Below are 19,927 nucleotides of genomic sequence, written 5' to 3' on the forward strand. Positions count from 1 at the left end.
AAACCCGCCGGGTGCCGGGTGAGGGTCCCCCCCGTAGAAGACGGGGGGGTTGATGGGGGGGTGGGGGGGTGTAACCCCCCCCGAGGGTTTTCCCGAGGGGGGGGAGCCCGCCACTCCCAATCGCCCCAGGTGCGGGTGGTGGGGGGGTTTAATGGGTGGGTGCCTGGGTGTGGTTGGGGGGGTTGGGTTGTTCTTTCATGATTTTGCATATCCGGGTTTGCATTTTTAATTTGGTTGGGTGTTGTTCATACCGTTATGGCTAACTCAGTGGTTAGGCTCTTGATGCGTTCATCAATAAGGCACTCATTTTGTTCAATGCAAGGGCAGTAAATAATCAGGTGTTGGGGGGGGAGGTTGAGAGGCTGGGTTATGTTGGTGGTTTGGGGGGGTAATGCTTAAAGTTGGTTGTGTTTTCTTGTTGGTTATGCCTAGTCCGTACCTGTATGTTGTGGTTGTTTTGGTTGTGGTTCTTGTGGTTGTTGGTGTTTACCTCGGTATGCTTGTTGGTAATGAGGCTTCGAGGGTCTCGGCGTTGCAGGGTGAGGTTAATTCGCTGAGGACTAACTACACTGTGCTGCAGGTGGAGTATGGTCAATTGAAGAGCCAATACGTGGTGTTGCAGGCGAACTACTCAGCACTGCAGTCGCAGTATAACCAACTTGAGGTTAATTATACGAGTTTGAGGGGGGGTGAGTATGAGGAGTTGAGGGGGGGGTTTGTGGATTCGTTACTTGGTGGGCAGTTGGTTCTTTGGAGTAGTGTGCCTGGTTACCCAAGGCTGGTGAGTGGTCGGCTGCAGGTTACGCCTAATGAGCCTAATACGATGGGTATAATAGCAATCCCTATTAGGGTATACCGTGGCCTTGTGAACTTAACGATCGATGGTCTCAACGACGAGGTTGTTGGTAATGATACGGCCATACTTGTGGTACTAGCTCCATACGGGTCATTAACACTAATAAATCAATCAATAAGCCTAGGTAATCAGTCGATTCAGGTGCTAATGCCAAGTAACGTGACATATTACGCGGTGTATCACGTTTTTCTTAGTAACTTAATATCTGGTGGCGTTAGTTGGAATAGTATAAGTTGTAGTGTGGTGACTTCATCCTCTTACTACCCAATAGTTCTGGTAATTAAGTCCCCCCCAACCACCGCACCCACACTTGGTATGGGTTGTGGTACCGGTTATGCAACTGGGTCGGAAATCCTGTTAGGTAATGGAATTTATTGGTTAGTTATTGAGTTTATCAATGGTCCTGGTTCGTACATCGGTGATAATTACATAGTGAGTATTAACTATGAGACTGGTGGCTGGTCAATGACGTTAACACCAATGGGAATAATAAGTGGGTAATGAGTAAAATGTTAATGGGGTAATTAATAAAGCTTGAGGTGCGCGTTAAACTCTGTCTCCCAGTCACCATAATACCTGTAGGTATTGATACGTGTAATTCCACGATTCGTGAGGTCGCTTAATGGCTTTAGTTAGTCCCTAAGGTGTATCTAAATGGCCTGTAGTGAATTACGCGCTCTCAGGCAGCGTGGTTGGGTTATACTGTGGTTTTGTGGTGTTGTATACGAGTGTTGGTAACGTGACAGTACCACTACTGCCGGGCTATGGGTGGTGGCAGGGTTAATGATTAGGCCTTGATTAATTAGAGCGGTCGTTGAACTTCATTTTCGATCGTCATAGCTCCCTCGTGATTTTAATTTACCTTATTGTGGTTCCCAGGTCTTCCTGCCATTCCGTGCTTCCGTTTATGAATTCCTCCGCTGTGTCTGGGTCGTTGAGCATGGTGACGAGGAATAACTCGTTCCAGCCCTGGGAGTACATGGAGTTTATGATCCTGTTCACCAGTTTCTGGGCGTCCTGTAGTATGCCCACGCCGAACTTGAGCAATAGTAGGGCTAGTGCCCTAACAATGGGCTCCGTGAGGTCCGTCACCGCCCTAACCAAATCCCCCCCGAGTCCCTAGTCAGCATTCCCTCCTTACTTGCTATGTCGAGTATGGCTAGGGCGGCGTTGCCGAGGGCGTTTGAGAATGGTTTCGTGACTTTCTCGTGGTCGTTTAATTCGTTGATTGCCTTTGCAATTGCATCGCTTGCCAATGCCGTAATGCGCATTGCCAGGGCCCTGGCCTGTGTTTCGTCATCCACGTATTGCTGGGTGCTGGGTTTGATTATTGATGTGGTTGAGTTCACGATCGTGTTAAACACTTGAAGGGCGTGTATTCCCTCATTTAGTAGGTCGGGTGTTAATGTCCTGAGGGCTTTCTCGATGTATGGCTTAATGCCGCTTTCCTGCTCGTCGGTGGGTAATGCCGTGTCTGCGTACGCCCTGAGCGCACTTAGTAGTGCATTTACGTACTTCTCGCCATGGTGGAGCCGCTGCAACCTGTTGAAGAGCCACGCGTTCCACATGATTACGTAATCCTCCACGTCATGCCTCACCAACGCGTTTACTGCGTCATTGCTAAGGGTGTTTAATGCCTCTGCGATGAGCTTAGTGGCGCCTTGCCACGGTAATGCCCTGAGGGCGTGTAGAAAGAAGTTGCGAAGCCGCATTATGGCTTCCTCTGTTAATTCGTCGTCGAGTGCAGGGTTAATGCTAACGCCGGAGAGGGCTGTTAGGGCGCCTGGTATTGTTGGTTTGGAGCCGCTGACCGCGGCTGTGGCCGCAGCCCTCACCACATGGTCCTCATCCCTTAAATGGGGTATTGCTAGGGTGGCCGCCTTCGTCGCCGCCACGGCAAATGCGCCAGCCCTCTCCGCCCTCTCCTCGTTGAGTAGGATTTCTGGGTCTTCGGTGATGATGGCCCTGATTATGTTTATGTAGCGGTTTAGGAGTATGCCTATGTGGTGCATGCTCCTAAAGTGGTGCTCGCCGGTGGCGAAGAGGTCCAGGACTACGCCCTCATCAATCAGCCTGAGTGCTGTGGCTGCGGTTTTCCTGTTGGTTATTGCCTGGGTGACCGTGATGTATAGCACCGCTATGTGCCTGCTAAACACTGGCTTTAGGGGATCTACCCCCCCCAGCGTTACGTGGTCCGCGAATTCGTTGAGGGTTGGCCCCGAGCCCCCCCTTTGCCTCAACCTCCTCTCAATCCTGCGAGCCACCTTAAGTGGGTCTTCCACAATACTGTGTTTCTCTAAATGATTTATAAGGTTATGAATGATTGTTCTGGAGTGGGTTGGGGATTTCGTAATTGGCATGAGGATGTGCGCCAGTGGGTGGTCGTGGGAGGTGATTTGTGTTGGTGTTGTTTATTGCCATGGGCGCTTTTATCGTTGCTGGGCGTAGTAATGGCGTGGTAAGGGGCAGTGCGTACCTGGTTGATGAGTTGGTTTGGTAACTCCCTCGGCGGTGGCTGATTGCTGGTTGTTGATTTTCCCTGAGTGATGGTTTTAAGGGTGTTGTTTGTGGTGCTGAGTTTTTGGGGGGGGTTCTGTGGTGTGGGGGGGTTGTGGGTTTGCCCACCCCCGTCTAGCGGGGGGGTTTCCTATTGTTATCTTCTTTGTTATGGTGATTATGTGGTTATTCCCGGCGACACCATGGTCATACCCTACTTCCATCTGCATGGTTCTGTGGAGTTAATGGCGTTGGTGTTTCTAGGGAGAGGATTCTCGTCGTTGATGGTGGTAGTAGGGATGGGACCCTAATCGGCCTACAATTCCTCGGAATGGCCGCCATGGCAATATACATGAAGAGAATGGAGTATAGGCTCAGGAAGGCCGTTGAATCATTGCGCAGGGATTGATGTCCGGGCCGTAGGTCCTGTTAATTAGTACGTGTATCCTGGGCTATGTGTTAAGGCTATTACCTGGCTTGAGGAGTGGCTTGGTGATTCCTCGGGAGATATCCTTATAACTGCTGGGTCTTCAGTTACTGCTGGGTCTGCAGTGCTCTTTGACCTGCACCCGAAGGAGGTTCGGGATGAGCTTTTTGGTAGGGATGAGGAGGTTGAGTATGTTAAGAGGCAGGTTAGGGCTGGTAATTGGGTTGTCATTAGTGGTCAGCGTGGTATTGGTAAGACCAGCCTATTGAAGGTTGTACTTAATGAGTTATCTAGGGAGGGATTTAGGGCGATCTATGTCAATGCGAGGGGGGGCGTCACAACACTTAGGGATTTGCTTGCGATATTAATTAATGAGATTAATAAATCACGCGTAAGGCTTAGGCTTACTGTCTCGCTGAACTTCATCATTGGCTCGGCAGGTATCACCCTAAGTAGGGGGGGTTCCAGGGTATTCAATGGCTTGTTGGAACTCCTGTTATCAATCGATGAGGACACCGTGATCGGGATTGATGAGGTTCAGGAGTTGAGTAGGGTCAGTGGTCAATTCCTAAGGATACTCGGCAACGTATTCGCGAGTAATCCGAGGGCCTCCTTCGTGTTCACTGGATCGTACGTGGGCCTCGTTAGGGCATTACTAAGGCCGAGCCCTGAGTCGCCGCTGTACGGCAGGCCGCCGGTGGAGGTTAGGCTTAGGCCGTTTAGTGATGAATTGTCTAGGGAGTTCCTAAGGAGGGGGGGATTTAATGAGTTGGGTGTTCAATTCCATGCCTTTGACACCGTCATCAATAGGCTTGATGGTGTGGTTGGTTGGTTAACACTCTTCGGTAATTACCATGGGGGGGTTAGGGGGGGCTTGGGCATAGAGGACTCGCTGAGGGAGACGGTTAATGAGGGCGTTAAGATAATGATCAGCGAGCTTGAGCACTTCCTAGAGGACAAGGCGAACAAGGCGCTCTACCTGGCCATACTATCGGCATTGAGATTCGTGAGTAGGTGGAAGGATATTAAGTTCGCTGTAACGACGAGACTCGGTAGGGAGTTCGGCGATAGGGAGTTTGTAAACGCGCTAAATGCCTTAATTAATTATAACTTCGTTGAGAGGGTCAGGGAGGGCGAGTATAGGCTAATTGACCCAATGCTTAGGGAGGTCGATTACGATGAATTAATTAGGAAGTACTCACGAACGAGTGAACCGCAGCGTTAGGTAGTGCGTGGATAAGGCCGTATTAGGCAGTAAGGATTTGTGCGCATTTACCTTAGTAGTAATTACGGCGGGTTTTATGTAACGAATAATCTGAAGCACGGAATCCAATCGCCAAAATTAAGTTACTGGCATTACGGCAAATCACTAAGTATTTAAGGGCTAACTCAATTAATAAATTGCGAATACCGAAGCCCCTGAGAGGCCGCTGCCTAAGCCAGTTACGGAGGATTATGTGAGTGTTAGGTTGTTGGAGGCTTTGGTTGAGACTGGTCTAGCCCTTGAGTTCCTTGGTAGGGGGGGCTTGGTTAGGAACTCGGCTGGTAAGGCTTTCCAGGCCTGGAGGGCTTTGTTGGCGGCTTTGCTTAGGCTTGAGCTTGATAAGTTTGTTGGGGTGCCAAGACCGAGGAGGAGCGTAGGTGGCTTGTAAATAGGGCTGTTCCGGGGTACCAACAACGAGGATGGTCAGGCTATCACAGATGCTTGAGGAGGTTGGTCACTACGGATTATCCGCATGGACCGCGGTAGCCCTGGAACTACACGACTACCAATACAACGGGCCAGATCCCGATATGGCACTATCGAAGTACAGGGATAGGCAGAAAGCAGTAGCAACCGTGATAAAGCTGATGAGGGAGTTAGTGAATAGGATCGGGAACCTAAAGCAGAGGATAAGGGGGGGAGTGACGTACTTGAGAGTAGCTTAAGGCATTGAGGGAGGGTTTAGTGGGTAGTTCGTGATTGTGCTTAGCCGTTGGTTTCCGCCTCGTTATTTGGTTGTTGGGTAACGCTTTTATAGGTCCTTTTCCCGGCATTACCGTGGTTGAGGTTAGGAAGTTGACGGTTACCAAGGCGCCCCCCCTTGACCCGCGTGAGTTGGGTCTTGATGCCCTGCCCTACGTTGGCGTTATTGGTGGTAGTGGGCTTTATGAGGCTGGTTTCTTCAGTGAGTACTTTGAGGTTCAGCTTCACACGCCCTATGGCTTGCCAAGCGATAACGTCGTGATTGGTAGGGTTGGTAATGAGTGGGTTGCCTTCCTGCCTAGCATGGCCGTGGGCATAGATACCCGCCGCACAGGATCCCGTATAGGGCCAATGCCTGGGCCTTGTGGGCCCTTGCGTTAAGGCCGTGATTAGTGTCAGTGCCGTGGGTAGTCTTAGGCAGGACTTTGCGCCTGGGGGGGATTTCGTGATTCCTGACCAGTTCTTCGATGCTACGAAGGGTAGGGAGTACACGTTCTTTGATGGTCCTAGGACCTGCCACATACAGATTGGCCTTGAGCCTTCAACCCAGTCATTAATCAGTTGCTCTTTGAGGAGGCCTCCAGGGTTAATAAGACGCACCTCGGTGGTTGCTACGTGTGTATTGAGGGCCCGAGGTTCAGCACCAAGGCTGAGTCCAGGGTTTGGAGGGATGTCTATGGCTGTGACATAATTGGTATGACGCTCGTGCCCGAGATAAACCTGGTGCGTGAGTTGGGCATGTGCTACTCATTGCTCGCCCTGGTGACCGACTACGATATTTGGGTCCCGCACCAGCCCGTGACTGCCGAGCTTGTGGAGAGGGTCATGAGTGAGAAGCTGGAGCTTGCCCGTAAGGTCCTCCTAAGCGTGATACCCAGGATACCCAGGGATGTGCACGTCAGGTGCGAGGAGGCGTTGAGGAACGCCTGTGTCTAGTGTTTGGTGATTAAACCCCCCCGTTGCCGTCTTTTGGGGGGGTTGGGTTTTGTAATTCGTAGGGTTAACCTTGGATGTTTGCCTGAGTTTGTTGGGCACTTGCGTATTTTGGAGAAACGCATTTATAGTCCCTACCAAGAATACTTATGACCAGCGCCCATGGTTGTTAGGCAATTCGGTGGTAAGTTCCCCGTCACCTCCCTGGATGAGTTGGAGGCCTTGTTTAGGGCCTCGAGTGTTGAGTTGGGTAGGAGGTTTGGGGGGGGCCCGTAGGGTTGGTGATAAGTACCTACTGCCCATCCAAGCCGTTCCCTGGTTCACCCTGGTTGACCTTGGCCGTGAGTACCCAGTAAACGACTTGGTTGTTAGAGCGTTGCCGTTGAGGGGGGGCCCATTGACAAGCCCTGGTTCGACCTGGTCCTCGGGTTCTTGGTTGGTGACTACGTGATTGGGGGGGTCTCACTGGTTGGGCGTAGGGCCGTGGGCTGTAGGTCACGCCCACTCAACCACCGCTTGATCTTTGGGACCTGCCCAGGGGGGGCCTTGATTTCCCGAGGCCCGTGGCCATCACCAGGGAGGTCAATGGCGGCGTCATCGATGTTTCAGCCCCGATGGACTGCTTGGTGGGTTTTGGCCTTAGTACTGCCCAGACTACTCGTTATCTCCTTGTGTATGGGGCGTTGGTGAGTGTTGGTGGTAGGGTTTTCATTGATCTTGGGGGTTCCTCCCTGTTTGTTTCGTGATGTTGCGTCCTTTCCTGGACGCAAAAGATATAAATACATGTGTTGCTTACTTACTCGGTCCATGAGTGGGGGAGGGTCAGGGAGACATAGTTGATGAGTTGCTTTCGTCAGTGCTTGGTGGTGAGAGTACGGCTGAGGCGGAGATTGCAAGGAGCAGGCCCTGGTTAGGGTTAGGGTTGAGAGGAGGAAGAGGCACTTGGTTACTGTTATTGAGTTTGATAGTTCTGATGTTAAGGCTATAGACATCAATGGCATTGCCAAGGAGCTTAAGCGTAGGCTTGCGGCTGGTGGTACTGTTAAGGATAATGTCATTGAGGTTCAGGGTGACCAGAGGCAGAGGGTTAAGAAGTTGCTTGTGGAGTTGGGGGGGGTTTAGGGAGGAGAATATATTGATTGATGAGACCATTGTGGAGACCTAGGGATGATTGGGAGGGATGAGGCATTAATTAAGTACCTGAGGGATGAGTTGCCCGGTAGGTTAGTGAATCGCTTGGGGGGGGTGATGGTGCGTCAATAATAAATGGCCTCTCAAAACTATGCATTGAGGTCCTTAATAGGTCCTGTGGTGCCCTGGGCGTTGATTGCGGTGGTGATGAGTTGGTGAATGCCTGGAAGGTTATGGAGAGGGTTGTGGAGTTGAGTGGTGAATTTGTCCTGGCTAGGTACATGGCCATTGTCGCCTCCTCGGGCTTCATAGCCTCCGTGGCCGGCCCAGTGATTGCGGAGATGCTTGGTAGGGACTTGCTTACGTGTGTTGAGAAGGTTAGGGTTATGATACTTAGGATGGTTGAGGAGGGTAGGCCGTGGAGGGAGGTTTATGGGTTGGGTGATTAGTTTTTTAAAGGGTTTCTTAAAACGGAGCCTGCATGTTTAGGGTTTTGACACTCGAGGACTACATCAGGATCCCACCCAGTAGGTTTGGGGGGGAGCCGCTGGAGAGGGTTGCCTTTGAGGTTTTGTGGGGGGGGTGAGTACGTGGGTAGGGTTGAGAGGGATGTGGGCGTCTACGTGGCCATATTCGACGTTGAGGTCAGTAGGAGGGGGGCGTGGTCATATTCGGCGATGGGGGGGCCACGTACAACAGGGTTCGCTTTAAGGCCCTTGTTTACACGCCGTTAATTAACGAGGTTGTTGAGGGTGAGGTGGTTAGGACTGAGGACTTCGGGGCTTTCGTGAGGGTTGGGCCCATCGACGCCTTGATACATAGGACCCAGATGATGGAGGATAACGTGGTTCTCTACGACAAGCAGAGCGGTGCCTTCGTTGGTGAGCGTAGTAGGCGTAGGCTTGGTAGGGGGGGCGACGTTGTTAGGGCTAGGGTCGTTGGCGTGAGCTACGTGACCGCGGGCAATAGGGACGTGGTTAGGGTCAGCCTAACCCTTAGGCAGCCAATGCTTGGTAAGCTTGAGTGGATTGAGGAGGAGCTCAGTGGTGGTAAAAAGACCGCACAGGCCAAGGCTCAGCAGAAGCAGTAGTCCTTCCCTCTTCCTTACCGTCTAGCCAGCCCGATTAGGATGAGGGAAAGCGTCATTGTTTCCACCGTGCCCGTGATTAATAGGGTGATTGTTGAGTAGGCCGTATTCGTTGTAATTACCTGGACCGTGATAAAGGCTATCATTGGTATTGAGGCCGTCATTATTATTAGTATGGTATTGACCAAGTTCAGTAACGCCAGGGCCTGGGAACCCCCCCTTAGGTAGTCCCTGACCTCAAGTTGGAATATTACGGCGGACATCACGGTTGAGGCAAGTGGGGATACGGAGAGGGCTAGGATTGGTGGTATGGCTGATTGGTGGTGTAGGGCGGTGAGTATTGCCACTATGGGTACTGCGAGTGCGTAGTATGTCGTTAGTACCATGGGTATTTTTGCAAGCATCCTCCTAATCGGTGTTATTGGTATTGTGAGTATTATTGGCAGTGCGGAGTATTCCGCGTTGTACATCATGACGGGCAGGAACGAGGATATGAAGGCCAATGGGGCTGCGTAGGCCATGACACCGATCATCAACCCGAATTGACTTAGGTCATTCATTGAGGTGGCCAGGGATGCGTATAGGAACACGGCCATGAGCAGGCCACCAATGACCATACCCAGGGATCCCCTGGCACTCAATATCATCTTCATGTAGTACCTAACCAAGCCCGTGAATGAACCCCCCCTGAATCTGAACCCCATGAATGGCCTCCCAATGTTTATCACGGACTCTGGGCCGCCTGGTATCTTCGGCCTCAGCAGCCTAGGTCCCGCATTTATCACTAGGTACACATCGGTTATGAGGAGTATTACCGTGGTTACCATGGAGTTCATGACGGCCATTGGGTATTTCATGATCAATGGGTCGTTTACCAGCGGTACGTATTGGGCAATTCCAGGGCTTATGATGCCGGGGGGGTCCTCACTGAGCATCAGTAGTGCCATTGCTATTGCCCAGGGTATTGAATTCATCACAACAACGAGCGACCTAGTCAAGAATGCGTTTGCCAATCCCCTCCTCCTGACCACGGTGTCGAGAGCCACTATACCCATCAACGGCCCCCATCAAACCCAGAAGAAGTGCCTGCGCCGTGACTAACACCAACACTGGCGTGTGTACTATTACTGATATTATTATTGCCATCATGATTGACGCAAATAATGGCGCATCTACGGCCCTAATTATGGCCACCGTTGCGGCGAGCCTTATGAAGCCTCATTGAGACCCAACACCCTGAGTAGGTCACCAATCACCGGGTAGCCCATTACGGAGGTAACTATTGGGGGGGTTAGTAGCATGTAGATCATTAATATTATGAAGTACATGGCCAGGTATTCATAGGGTGGTGACTGGTACATGCTAGCTGCGCCATTCCAGTGCGTGATTAGGTCTATGATGAGCGGCGCTGCTAGGTATGTTGTGGTCATTATCGAGGCCACGGCCTTAATTACCCCCCCATAGCCATTAACAATCCTATCAACCTTGACGGGCCTAGCCCCCCCAGTCCTCCTGGACTGGGTTATTGCCTGAACAATCAATTCCCTATAGACCAGGCCACCAAGCCACCAGGCATTCATGTCATAAACCCTCCAGCAATCCCTTGATTTCGTCCTCAGCCCTAATGGCCCTTAGGAAGGCGTCCTCGAGACTACCCCGCATTGGCTGCGTTAATAATTTCCGTAGGCGTTCCCTCTATTACGAGTTTGCCCATGCTCATGATGCCGATCCTCATGCAAACCCTCTCGGCAACCTCCATTATGTGTGTCGTGAAGAGTATCGAACCACCGGACTCAAGGTGCCTCTGCATCAACTCCTTAATAACCCTCACGGACTTGGCGTCCAGGTAATTGAAGGGTTCATCCATGAGCAGGAGCCTCGGCCTATGCATTAGGGCTGCCGCAATAACCACCTTCTGCCTATTGCCCGCGGACAGCGTCATTATTGGCCTGTCAATGAACTCCTCAAGGCCCAAGGCCCTGACCAAGGCCTCCACGTACCTGGAGTCCCTAACACCCCTAACCGAGCCAACGAACTCCAGGAAGTCCCTTGGGCTCAAGGTCTCCAGGACCAGTGGGGTCTCCAGGACCGCACCCACGTGGTTCATGATCTCGGGCCTTGGTGGTCCCATGCCAAGTATGTCTATGACCCCCTCATACCTCACGAGACCTAGCACGGCCTTAATCGTCGTCGTCTTCCCAGCCCCCCCATTCGGGCCCAGGAGGCAGTAGGTCTCACCCTGCCTTACACAGGTGCTTAGGCCGTCAACGGCGACCTTGCTCCCATACTTAACGGTTAATTTTTCAATTCTCAATGCACAATCCATTCAATTAAACGCCAACACACCCACTTTTATTACTTTATTGGGTTATCACCCCCCCGGCTTTACCAGTGATTATGTTTAAATCAGTGATTCTCATGGCCGATTCAGAATGCACAGGAGTGTTTACCTGATTTTATTTGTTAAGGGGGTTGAGGACCTTCGTCTTCGGCATGGTCAGCGTGTTGACGCCGATTTACCTGGCAATGCTAGGCTTCTCACCAACCTATGTTGGTGTATCCATATTCCTGGTAGTCCTCGGTAATGTCTCCTCAAACATACTACTTACGTGGTTTGGCGACGTGATTGGTAGGAGGAGTTTATTGATCATTTTTAGTCTCCTCACTTTCGTCTCCGGCATCCTCCTATCCTCATCCTCGCTATACCCCCCCGTACTAGCCCTGGCGCTGTTCATGGGTAACATAAGTACGACTGGGACTGAGGCAGGTCCCTTCCAATCCATTGAGGTTGGCGTACTGCCCAGGTTCACGGGCAATAGGTTGGGTAGGGTCTTGGGTATTTACAACCTAATTGGTTACTCGGCCTCATCCCTGGGTGCCCTCGCATCGTCAATACCGGCCTACCTGGGGGATAAACTGGTTTTTGTTAGGTTGATGTACCTCATATACGCCATGGCCGGTTTGGTCATGGCAATAATCTATAGTGCGTTGGGTAATATTGAGGCTGGGGGTAGGAGGCCTGGGTTGAGGGGGGGTTTGGGTAGGGCTGCCGTTGTTGATATTAGGAATTTATCAATACTATTCTCAGTGGATGCCTTTGGTGGTGGGTTGGTTACGCAGTCCCTACTGTCCTACTGGTTCTATGTTCGTTATGGGGTGACCCTGAGGGAGTTGGGGTTGGTTTTCATGGTTGTTAATGTGGTTACGGCGATCTCGCTGGTTATTGCGCCGTTGATTGCCGAGAGGATTGGTAATTTGAGGACCATGGTCTACACGCATTTGTTATCAAACGTATTCCTAATCCTAGTGCCACTCGCGGGCTCCTTCATGGGGAGTCTCGCATTTCTTTTGCTGAGACAAAGCGTATCACAAATGGATGTGCCGACTAGGCAGGCGTTCATGGCGCAGATATTCAGTGATGAGGAGAGGGTCCCAGCGAATGCCGTGACGAATACCGCGAGGAGCATAGGCTCCCTGCCCGGCCCATTAATTGTTGGTGATTTAATATCCCAGGGGGGGCTCTACTCCCTACCATTCATAATCAGCGGATCCATGAAGATAATGTATGACTTGACGATTTACCTAATGTACAGGAATAGGGTTAGAGATAATGAGATTAGGTAACCACGGCAGTATGGCAATGAAGGTGGTGCATTGGGGGGGGATTGAAATACGGCAATCATTAATTAAGTACCATAAGTTAATTGTAGATAAGGGCTAAAACCCATAATCAAATAATTAGTAATGGCTTATGCTTAACTATAGGCTCTATATGGGTAATTACTACGAGGCCCTAGGCGGTATTAATGCAATAATTAGTTGTTTACTCCTCGTTCTCCAGCACGTACTCCTCTGCTGTACCGTTGCGGAGTGAGTCTATGGCGTCGGCAATGGTCACCGCTGTTTCCGGAATCCTCATTACCCTTATCCCATGGGTTATGAAGTCATAGACTGCCCTGGGCCCGATCCTCATCACCATAATTGCATCGGGTCTTAACCCTATTATCCTCTCATGAATACTCCTGCGAACGACTGAGGCTTGTTCGCCCTCTCCTCTCTCCTCATGTGGTCCCTCGCCCTCTGTGAATGATATACTTAGTATTTTACTGTTATCATCAATATCCACCAGGGCTAGGTATGGGCTCTGCCGAAGTGTGGTGATATCCTTGATTGTTCATTGTTCCTATCAAGTACGGGTATTAAGATCCTCATAATAATTCGTGTCTCCTTCGCGGCTTATAAGTGTTGCTTCACGTGTATCGTGGTCTTAATCTTTCTATTTTTCTAAAATTTCTAATGTTTTATTATTTTTAGAAATTAAGAAAGTTTTATAAATTAGTGAATTAACAGTATAGTTGGTGAGTGGTATGGGTGAAGACCAGTCCAAACCTGCACAGGTAACGGTGGGTAGGTTAAGTACATGGGGGGGCTTTTGGCTTGCGATAATTGGCGCGTTGCTAATACTCATTGATGGCGCCTGGTGCTTGGCATGAGCACGTTCTATGGTTGGCATTATGGTGGTGTCTCCGTGGTTGGTTGGACTGAGATCTCCCTAAGCATCATCATGTTCATACTACTACCCCCTCTATAAGAGGTGGCCTGCTGCCATTGGCTGGACTGTGTTTGTGCTCGCAATAATAACTATGCCATTTGATGGTGGGTTCTGGGAAGTCGGTGCCATACTTGCCTTGATCGGAGGAATACTCGTGGCCATTAAGAAGTGAGGCTAAGCATGCTGTGTGTAACTTTTAAAAATTCAAAATTTTCTTTAATTTTCTCCTATTAGGGTTTTGGGTGGTTGCCATGTCCCTTGGTGATGCCTTGAATGATTCCCTGGAGCTAATGGGTAGGATACTTAGGCGTTGGGGTTTTAGTGAGAAGGACATAATAATATACACGGCACTCCTCATGAGCCCCCCCGGACCCATGACTATGAAGGAGATTTCCGAGAAGACTGGCTTTAGCTTATCGACTGTGTCCCAATCACTTAATAATTTAATTAGGTATTACATGGTTAAGCCTGAGAAGAGGGGTAGGGTTAGGGTTTTTACTGCAGTGCCCATGTTCTATGAACTCTTCCTAAATCAGCCGGTGGAGATGCTCGATAAGGAGGTTATACCACTTAAGCAGAGGCTGCTTGAGCTTAAGGATAAAATGCCTGAGTTGAGGGATAGGATTGACCTAATACTGAGTAACCTGAGTAACATGGAGTGCGTGTTGAATGAAATAATAAGGATAAAGAACAACAACACCTGCATGAATAGCAGGTAGGCATTACCCTGGGTAAATGATAAATTTTGACTTTAATACTTGGTTTCACTCAGCTCTCCTGATTATTAGTACGGGTATTGGGGGGGACCTCGCCACAACCTTCAGTGCAACACTGCCGATCATATGCGGCCTATGACCCATCATGATTAGGTCGAACTTACCTGTGCTCGCGTAGTCAATAATTACTGATGCGGGATCACCAACCGCTATTTCATAATTAATATCCATATTGTTTATCTCAATAATCTTACTGGACCTAATGGCGTTGATTAAGCTCCTCATCTTACTCTCTGCAATCTTCTTCCCATCGGCAATAACGTTCTCCGTAATGAACTCACTAACTTCAGACAGGTTAAGCGGTACAACGTAAAGGAATGTTACACTACTTATGTTGCTTAACCTGTTCAATCCCTCAATAACCCACCTCTCCGTATCACTCGATAAGTCCACAGGGACCAAGACGTTTAAGCCTGGCCTAACTGCTAGGCTCTCAACCTCGAAGGTACTCTCCTCAGCAACACCCTTAACGCTGACCTTAGCCCTCTCTTCCACGGGCACCTTAATAGCCTCCTTCTCTCTCCTGACTCCATAGAAGTTCATTACCCTGTCCCTTAACTTGAGGAATAGTATTATGAAGATCACCTGGAAGGCAGGTAGTAATGATGGTGGCATTGAGGCTAGGAAGGCAATTCCAGAACCGAGCGGCGCGAGCGCCACTGAACTTAACGCAATGGCCGTTGCCTCATTCTTTGGAATACCAGTTAGTATGGCCACCATTGCCGGGTCATAAGGCGACTCACCCCCCCTCCTATTCAATTTAACGTACTTAAAGAATAGTGTGAATACTGTGAGCGATACAGAGCCAAAAACCATAGCCGAGTAGAATATGCCCAGCACATCCATTATGTGCGTGATAAGTACTCCTGCATGGGCGAAGAATATTGTGAATATTATGATCATCATCCAATCATGGTGATTGATGGGAATAATGGGCTAATCCTCCTAAACCTGTTTGCCCCCCATCCTCCTAATCATCACCTCACGGGTTGGTATTGCCAGGACTAGCGGTATGATTAGGACCTCTATTATCGTCATGACTAGGTTCATCTCAACCTTACCAAGGACCGCACCGGACAGCGTAAGCCCCCCCTTACATGGGTTAGGAACATGCTTATGTAGACTGAGGACTCGGCGGGTATCAACGCGAGTGATAGTATGAATGATAGGGCTACCATAGCCGTTGCGGCGCTTATGTCAGCCATCATCAACCCCCCCACATAGCCAATACTCATTGATGAGCATGGGACAGCCCAGGCAAGGAAGAGGCCGAACCTAACGAAGGGATTTGGAACAAACAATAATCCAAGTATTACTGCCATTAATGGGCCGTAAACGAAGTTCAGCAATACCACTGCTGTAGTCAACTTGTAATTCCTAAAGGCGTTTCCTAACGCTCTTATATTTAACATGAGTAGCATGGGGAATATCATTATGTATATGGAGGCCATCATTATCATGTTCAATAACTGCTCGTGATAATGCACCCAACCCATACTGTAGTAACCTGTGACCAAACCGAGAATTATCATGAGACCTACGTAGCGCCCAACCACCTATCAAGGTGCGCCCTAACTCTCTCTAACCTATTACTTACTTCAAGTGTATTTGATGTCACGAGGCGCGACAAAACACATCGAGCTAATAAGTCTCTCTGACAAAACCTTGGATAGTAATGAAATATAGTTGCAATAATTAGATCATCAAAGTAGGGAGGGAGGCAAAAATTGCCACTAAACGATTTGACTATGCATGTGCAATCCATAATACTTTCTTAAAATGAATTCCATGGATAATCATTGACCATATTATGAGACGTGTGTAAAACCCATCATGCAGAGACCTTCGAATAAGCAATGATTTTTCAACGCATCGCCGTAACTGTTTACTTCACCTTATCAATCACAACATCAAGCTCCGTGTTATATATCTTAAACTTAGTGAGATTGTTCAATATGAATCTCCTAATACCATCTAAATCCTTACCCACTATGACAGCTGCAATACGCTTATCGCCACTAATTATGAATAATTCCTTGACCATTTCCTGCATCCTTATGAAGTCCAGGGCCTCCTCCATGTTCTCCGGAGACACATTAAAGAACAGGATAACCTCACTATAACTCAGCGCCTTATAATCAACCACAGCCCTACACCCCCCCTTAATAATACCCATACGCCTGAGTCTCTCAATTCTATGCCTAACGGTCCACGGGCTCCTACCAACCCTCTTCGCAATCTCATGATAAGTAAGTGTACAATCCTCCTCAAGGATCCTCAGTATTTCGTGATCTAAATCATCAAGTAGTAGAGAGTCATTTCCATGCCCACGTCTCATAAATTCGACCATAAAATCAACACAGGAAATATAAGCCTTTTTATGTGGGTCTATGGCCTCATACTTAAACTGTTGTATTAATACTCATTGATATTAAGGCATTTCCAAGCTGAGATGCGCATAATCCAGTATTACATCAAAATAATGACGAGAAGGTTAGGCGCATATCGAGGTAACAAGCCTAGTCGTTGTATCCTACTCCATCGGCTCAAGAACCAATGGTTTTACTTAAAATACTTGCTCCACGCGCATTGGAAAACGCAGGCAAATGCCTTGGTTCAGTACGGCATCATTAAACGCGATAGTGACCATGCCTTGCATTAAAGAATTAAAGGAAGTTCTACATCAATTATATTTATCATGCTAAGTTACAAGCTTTATGTACGTGATTACTACGAGGCCCTGGGCACCAGGTACCTGGAGCTTTACCTAAGGGATAGCGTGCTCGGCTACCTAGGCGCCGCAGAGGCGCTGGGGGGGTTAGGGGGGGTGCGAGGGTGTTGGATGTTGGTTGTGGGGGGGGTTGGCGTGGGGGGGGCGGCCTTCTGTCTGGCTCGGCTAGGCAGTACGTGTGCCTTGACATCGCCTGCGGCGTGCTTAGGTACGCCAATAACCTGCCAAGCGTTGACGTGGTGTGCGCAGACGCTGCCCTATTACCCATCAGGCCTGGCTCCATAGACTACGCCCTGCTGATTAATGTCGTTAATGCGGAGACCGATGGTGAGCAGGTGCTTAGGGAGGCCCTGGGTCTCGGTGCCCGCGTCTATGCCCTGTCGCCTAGGGCTGTGGATAATGAGTTGATTAGGCACTTAATTCCCTAAGGTTTAGGTTTTAATGTAAAGCGCTAGCCAGTAATTTTGGGTAATGAGTTCTGAGGAGGTGATTAGGGAGCTTGAGGAGCGTGAGAGGGAGGTTGGGGGGGAGATGGGGGGGAGGAGGGCTGAGACTGATCGGGAGTTCATAAATTCATTACCACCTAGGGTCAGGAGTGCCGTCTGATAAGTCTTAAATGCTTTCTATAAAAGGACCCGGTGGTTATCATTACCAAGGGGGTTACTCACTTACCTGCCGTAATTATTATGTAACAGTTATGTCCGGCGTTCACTCGTGCTTGGTATGCCTTTTATTGATTCTCTGGGCCTTAAATACCGTGAACTTCCAAGTCGTCATTAGGTAGGCTATTGCCGATGCAATGACTGCCTCAGGAAGTATTCGGTAGTTGTTTGTCATTTCGAGGAGCATTACCATGACGGCGAGTGGGGCGTTTGAGGCTGCGCCGAACATTGCCAGGGAACTCACTACGACGAATGGGGGGGCAACGTTAGGCGTGAGCGTGGGGGGGTATAGGCTGTGGAAGAGTAGGCCCATGTCCAGCCCCCCCGTGAAGGCCCCCCCTATTACGAGGCCTGGCGCGAAGACGCCGCCAACCTCCCCCCCGAGCCAGGGTTATTGATGTGGAGATTATTTTAATGAGTGGGAGCAGGGCTAGGAGTATTATGAGTGGTATTACCTGTGAGGAGAAGGCGCTTAACCTTGCGTAAATCGCCAAGTCCATCCAACCCTCACCGGCACCAAGTACCTGGGGGGGTGTCGCGAGGCCGATCAAGCCAATTATTAAGCCGCCAATGACGGTCCTGACCACGTCATTAACCCCCCCCAACCCACTGAATAACCTGCGGACGCCATCTAACGACTCAATGTATATTATGGCTACGGCGCCATCAACAATCCCCCCCAAAACAACGTAGAGTGGGATTGACGCTATGGGCGTGTTCATCATTACCTGGCCCAGGTATGGCTTAAAGCCAGTTGCTAGGCAGAAGATTGCGTAGGCCACCAGCGAGGCCACGAGGGCTGGGTATAGGGCCCTAACTTCGAGGTCCCTCCTGTAGGGTATTTCAGCCGCGAGTAATGCACCGCCTATTGGCGCCTTAAATATCGCGCCTAAAGCCGCGCCCATACCAGCAATCATAGCCAAGGCTCTATCCTCATCATTAAGCCCAAGCCTCTCGGCAATGAAGTGCGACAAGTCACCTCCGAAGTTACCGGTGGGTGCCTCGGGCCCCCCCGCGGAGCCCCCCTGAGCCTATTGTTATTGCCGAGAGCACCACATTAACAAAGCCGTGAAGAACAGGGTTACTGAAGGGTCTCCTTCTACCGTGGTATGCCTCAATGACGGCATCAAGGCCGGCCCTGGACTCGCGGAACTCCCTGGCGAGGTAGGCAATAATCACTGCGCCGATCACCGTGGATACGGGTATTAACCAAGGTCTCTCAATGCGTGGTGCGTACATTAGTGAGCCACCGAGCCCAATGGGCTCTGGCTGTTCATAACCAACCAGTAGGTTTAGGAATATGTATGTGGTTAACCTAAGTATTAGGTAGAACGTTAGTGCCGAGGCGCCTGCGGCCACCCCCCCAATCAGTACGCCGAGTATGAGCCACTTAACGGCGTAGGACTGCCTAGCTATGTCCATGACGTGCATGAAGATTATGAAAACCTTTAAAACATTATCTATTAGAACGAATTGTGTCAGGTGAACCCAATGGTGCAGTTAATGACTGCGTTATTGGCTATTGTCTACCTAATTGCGTCCTCTGTCATTGCTTACGTAATGCTTAACCGATTTACATGGCGTGGTAGGGCTTCATGGGTCTTAATGGGTATTGGCTTTATGGTCCTCGCCCTAATACTGCAGGTGATTGCTCAGGAAATACCAATACTCATGGTTATCCTAATCCACATTAAGGAGGTCGTGATTGGGGGTGCATCATTAATTACTGGCTTGATCCTGGGCTTTGTTAAATCGAATATTTACCTAGTGGCCATTTACATGGGGTTAATGGCTGGGGGGGTCTTTCAGGAGGTTTTCAAGTACCTGGCTGTTAGGGGTCGTGAACTCAAGTCGGCCCTGTACATTGGTTACGGCTTTGCCCTTGTGGATATTGCATTTGCCATTGCGAGTGTGGTTATGTCATTGCTAGTACCTGTGTCGGTAAATCTCGATACTCAATACCAGTACATTGCCGTGGCGCCCATCATAAGCCTGGTCGGCCTTGCCACTCAGCCCGTGGTCTCCTTCCTATTCCATCCAGGCTCGTCAATGCTCCTTAAGGCCTATCAAACCGTTAATAGGGGGGGGTTGAGGGGGGCTTAGTGCTCATGATCCTAGCTCATGCATACATGGACTCCTTTACCTGGTACATAGACAACGCAGTTGCTCTCGGGCTCATTAATTCATCATTAATAATGTCCCTATCCACGGTCTACTTCATCACCGTGGTTTCATTGTCGGTGTTTATCTTTATCGTTGGTTTTAGGGTGCTTGATTACGTAATTCGCAGGGCGCATTTTAACTGAACTC

General features: G+C 49.7%; 25 protein-coding genes and 4 pseudogenes. 17 read left to right on the forward strand and 12 right to left on the reverse strand.

Going from position 1 to position 19,927, the window contains the following annotated elements; all coding sequences use genetic code 11:
• Positions 1 to 201: hypothetical protein (locus JCM11216_RS14230; protein ID WP_243674485.1), on the forward strand; the 201-nt coding region annotated here is incomplete at its 5' end.
• Positions 202 to 424: 223 nt separating this feature from the next.
• Positions 425 to 1,357, forward strand: a complete 933-nt coding sequence (locus JCM11216_RS00005) for a hypothetical protein (RefSeq protein ID WP_054852912.1) — start codon at positions 425 to 427, stop codon at positions 1,355 to 1,357.
• Positions 1,358 to 1,714: 357 nt separating this feature from the next.
• Here JCM11216_RS00005 and JCM11216_RS00010 read toward each other — a convergent pair whose 3' ends face one another.
• The gene (locus tag JCM11216_RS00010) at positions 1,715 to 1,960 is read right to left on the reverse strand and encodes a hypothetical protein (protein WP_054852913.1); all 246 of its coding nucleotides are present in this window, start codon (positions 1,958 to 1,960) and stop codon (positions 1,715 to 1,717) included.
• Entirely contained in the window at positions 1,945 to 3,138 is a 1,194-nt protein-coding gene (locus JCM11216_RS00015; RefSeq protein WP_054852914.1) for a hypothetical protein, read from the reverse strand. The genes JCM11216_RS00010 and JCM11216_RS00015 overlap by 16 nt, the downstream gene beginning before the upstream one ends.
• A 261-nt stretch (positions 3,139 to 3,399) precedes the next feature.
• On the opposite strand from JCM11216_RS00015, the gene JCM11216_RS14235 reads away from it, so the two are divergent.
• From JCM11216_RS14235 to JCM11216_RS00055, 10 genes and pseudogenes are all read left to right on the forward strand, one after another.
• Positions 3,400 to 3,663: a hypothetical protein gene (locus JCM11216_RS14235; RefSeq protein ID WP_243674487.1), complete on the forward strand. Its 264-nt coding sequence runs from the start codon at positions 3,400 to 3,402 to the stop codon at positions 3,661 to 3,663.
• 129 nt (positions 3,664 to 3,792) lie between these two features.
• Positions 3,793 to 5,004: an ATP-binding protein gene (locus JCM11216_RS00020; RefSeq protein WP_243674489.1), complete on the forward strand. Its 1,212-nt coding sequence runs from the start codon at positions 3,793 to 3,795 to the stop codon at positions 5,002 to 5,004.
• Between the two features lie 175 nt (positions 5,005 to 5,179).
• A pseudogene (locus JCM11216_RS00025) lies at positions 5,180 to 5,708 on the forward strand (PaREP1 family protein).
• A gap of 112 nt (positions 5,709 to 5,820) precedes the next feature.
• Positions 5,821 to 6,681: pseudogene (locus tag JCM11216_RS00030) on the forward strand (S-methyl-5'-thioadenosine phosphorylase).
• Between the two features lie 256 nt (positions 6,682 to 6,937).
• Entirely contained in the window at positions 6,938 to 7,129 is a 192-nt protein-coding gene (locus JCM11216_RS00035; protein WP_054852915.1) for a hypothetical protein, read from the forward strand.
• 112 nt (positions 7,130 to 7,241) lie between these two features.
• Positions 7,242 to 7,424 carry a hypothetical protein gene (locus tag JCM11216_RS00040; protein WP_054852916.1) on the forward strand — a complete coding sequence of 61 codons (183 nt, stop codon included), beginning with the start codon at positions 7,242 to 7,244 and terminating at the stop codon, positions 7,422 to 7,424.
• Positions 7,425 to 7,489: 65 nt separating this feature from the next.
• Positions 7,490 to 7,843 (forward strand): annotated as a pseudogene (locus tag JCM11216_RS00045) (translation initiation factor).
• Between the two features lie 181 nt (positions 7,844 to 8,024).
• A complete protein-coding gene (locus JCM11216_RS14240) occupies positions 8,025 to 8,258 on the forward strand; it encodes a hypothetical protein (RefSeq protein WP_243674491.1) in 234 nt (77 codons plus the stop codon).
• Between the two features lie 141 nt (positions 8,259 to 8,399).
• On the forward strand, positions 8,400 to 8,543 hold the full coding sequence (locus JCM11216_RS14245) for a hypothetical protein (RefSeq protein WP_243674493.1): 144 nt from the start codon (positions 8,400 to 8,402) through the stop codon (positions 8,541 to 8,543).
• Entirely contained in the window at positions 8,477 to 8,899 is a 423-nt protein-coding gene (locus JCM11216_RS00055) for a DNA-directed RNA polymerase (protein WP_243674821.1), read from the forward strand. The genes JCM11216_RS14245 and JCM11216_RS00055 overlap by 67 nt, the downstream gene beginning before the upstream one ends.
• Positions 8,900 to 8,913: 14 nt before the next feature.
• Here JCM11216_RS00055 and JCM11216_RS00060 read toward each other — a convergent pair whose 3' ends face one another.
• The 4 genes from JCM11216_RS00060 to JCM11216_RS00075 form a co-directional block, all read right to left on the reverse strand.
• Positions 8,914 to 9,951, reverse strand: a complete 1,038-nt coding sequence (locus JCM11216_RS00060) for a hypothetical protein (protein WP_243674495.1) — start codon at positions 9,949 to 9,951, stop codon at positions 8,914 to 8,916.
• Positions 9,887 to 10,090: a hypothetical protein gene (locus tag JCM11216_RS00065; protein WP_054852918.1), complete on the reverse strand. Its 204-nt coding sequence runs from the start codon at positions 10,088 to 10,090 to the stop codon at positions 9,887 to 9,889. The genes JCM11216_RS00060 and JCM11216_RS00065 overlap by 65 nt, the downstream gene beginning before the upstream one ends.
• A gap of 14 nt (positions 10,091 to 10,104) precedes the next feature.
• Positions 10,105 to 10,476, reverse strand: coding sequence for a hypothetical protein (locus JCM11216_RS00070; RefSeq protein WP_054852919.1), 372 nt, complete (start codon positions 10,474 to 10,476; stop codon positions 10,105 to 10,107).
• A 71-nt stretch (positions 10,477 to 10,547) separates the two neighbouring features.
• Positions 10,548 to 11,222, reverse strand: coding sequence for an ABC transporter ATP-binding protein (locus JCM11216_RS00075; protein ID WP_243674497.1), 675 nt, complete (start codon positions 11,220 to 11,222; stop codon positions 10,548 to 10,550).
• A gap of 146 nt (positions 11,223 to 11,368) precedes the next feature.
• Here JCM11216_RS00075 and JCM11216_RS00080 point away from each other — a divergent pair, with 146 nt between their 5' ends.
• Entirely contained in the window at positions 11,369 to 12,520 is a 1,152-nt protein-coding gene (locus tag JCM11216_RS00080) for an MFS transporter (RefSeq protein WP_243674500.1), read from the forward strand.
• A 199-nt stretch (positions 12,521 to 12,719) separates the two neighbouring features.
• Here JCM11216_RS00080 and JCM11216_RS00085 read toward each other — a convergent pair whose 3' ends face one another.
• Complete coding sequence (locus JCM11216_RS00085) at positions 12,720 to 13,022, reverse strand: hypothetical protein (RefSeq protein ID WP_054852920.1); 303 nt, start codon at positions 13,020 to 13,022, stop codon at positions 12,720 to 12,722.
• Between the two features lie 677 nt (positions 13,023 to 13,699).
• On the opposite strand from JCM11216_RS00085, the gene JCM11216_RS00095 reads away from it, so the two are divergent.
• Positions 13,700 to 14,167 carry a helix-turn-helix domain-containing protein gene (locus tag JCM11216_RS00095; protein WP_243674822.1) on the forward strand — a complete coding sequence of 156 codons (468 nt, stop codon included), beginning with the start codon at positions 13,700 to 13,702 and terminating at the stop codon, positions 14,165 to 14,167.
• 45 nt (positions 14,168 to 14,212) lie between these two features.
• Here JCM11216_RS00095 and JCM11216_RS00100 read toward each other — a convergent pair whose 3' ends face one another.
• The 3 genes from JCM11216_RS00100 to JCM11216_RS00110 all read right to left on the reverse strand — a co-directional run bounded on the left by JCM11216_RS00100 (position 14,213) and on the right by JCM11216_RS00110 (position 16,574).
• Complete coding sequence (locus JCM11216_RS00100) at positions 14,213 to 15,130, reverse strand: universal stress protein (RefSeq protein WP_243674502.1); 918 nt, start codon at positions 15,128 to 15,130, stop codon at positions 14,213 to 14,215.
• A 140-nt stretch (positions 15,131 to 15,270) separates the two neighbouring features.
• Entirely contained in the window at positions 15,271 to 15,780 is a 510-nt protein-coding gene (locus JCM11216_RS00105) for a hypothetical protein (RefSeq protein ID WP_243674504.1), read from the reverse strand.
• Between the two features lie 329 nt (positions 15,781 to 16,109).
• Positions 16,110 to 16,574, reverse strand: a complete 465-nt coding sequence (locus JCM11216_RS00110; protein WP_243674506.1) for an Lrp/AsnC family transcriptional regulator — start codon at positions 16,572 to 16,574, stop codon at positions 16,110 to 16,112.
• Positions 16,575 to 17,059: 485 nt separating this feature from the next.
• Here JCM11216_RS00110 and JCM11216_RS00120 point away from each other — a divergent pair, with 485 nt between their 5' ends.
• Entirely contained in the window at positions 17,060 to 17,383 is a 324-nt protein-coding gene (locus tag JCM11216_RS00120) for a methyltransferase domain-containing protein (RefSeq protein WP_243674508.1), read from the forward strand.
• A gap of 280 nt (positions 17,384 to 17,663) precedes the next feature.
• Here the strand turns inward: JCM11216_RS00120 and JCM11216_RS00125 are convergent.
• Together JCM11216_RS00125 and JCM11216_RS14250 are read right to left on the reverse strand one after the other, a co-directional pair.
• Positions 17,664 to 18,591, reverse strand: a pseudogene (locus JCM11216_RS00125) (chloride channel protein).
• 13 nt (positions 18,592 to 18,604) lie between these two features.
• A complete protein-coding gene (locus JCM11216_RS14250; RefSeq protein ID WP_243674510.1) occupies positions 18,605 to 19,039 on the reverse strand; it encodes a hypothetical protein in 435 nt (144 codons plus the stop codon).
• Between the two features lie 60 nt (positions 19,040 to 19,099).
• Here JCM11216_RS14250 and JCM11216_RS00130 point away from each other — a divergent pair, with 60 nt between their 5' ends.
• Both JCM11216_RS00130 and JCM11216_RS00135 read left to right on the forward strand, forming a co-directional pair.
• The gene (locus JCM11216_RS00130; protein ID WP_054852926.1) at positions 19,100 to 19,720 is read left to right on the forward strand and encodes a hypothetical protein; all 621 of its coding nucleotides are present in this window, start codon (positions 19,100 to 19,102) and stop codon (positions 19,718 to 19,720) included.
• Entirely contained in the window at positions 19,720 to 19,923 is a 204-nt protein-coding gene (locus tag JCM11216_RS00135; protein WP_054852927.1) for a hypothetical protein, read from the forward strand. Before JCM11216_RS00130 ends, JCM11216_RS00135 begins: the two co-directional genes overlap by 1 nt.
• Positions 19,924 to 19,927: the final 4 nt, after the last annotated feature.

This window comes from Vulcanisaeta distributa JCM 11216 (assembly GCF_001315985.1).
In the GTDB taxonomy this organism is placed as follows: domain Archaea; phylum Thermoproteota; class Thermoprotei; order Thermoproteales; family Thermocladiaceae; genus Vulcanisaeta; species Vulcanisaeta distributa_E.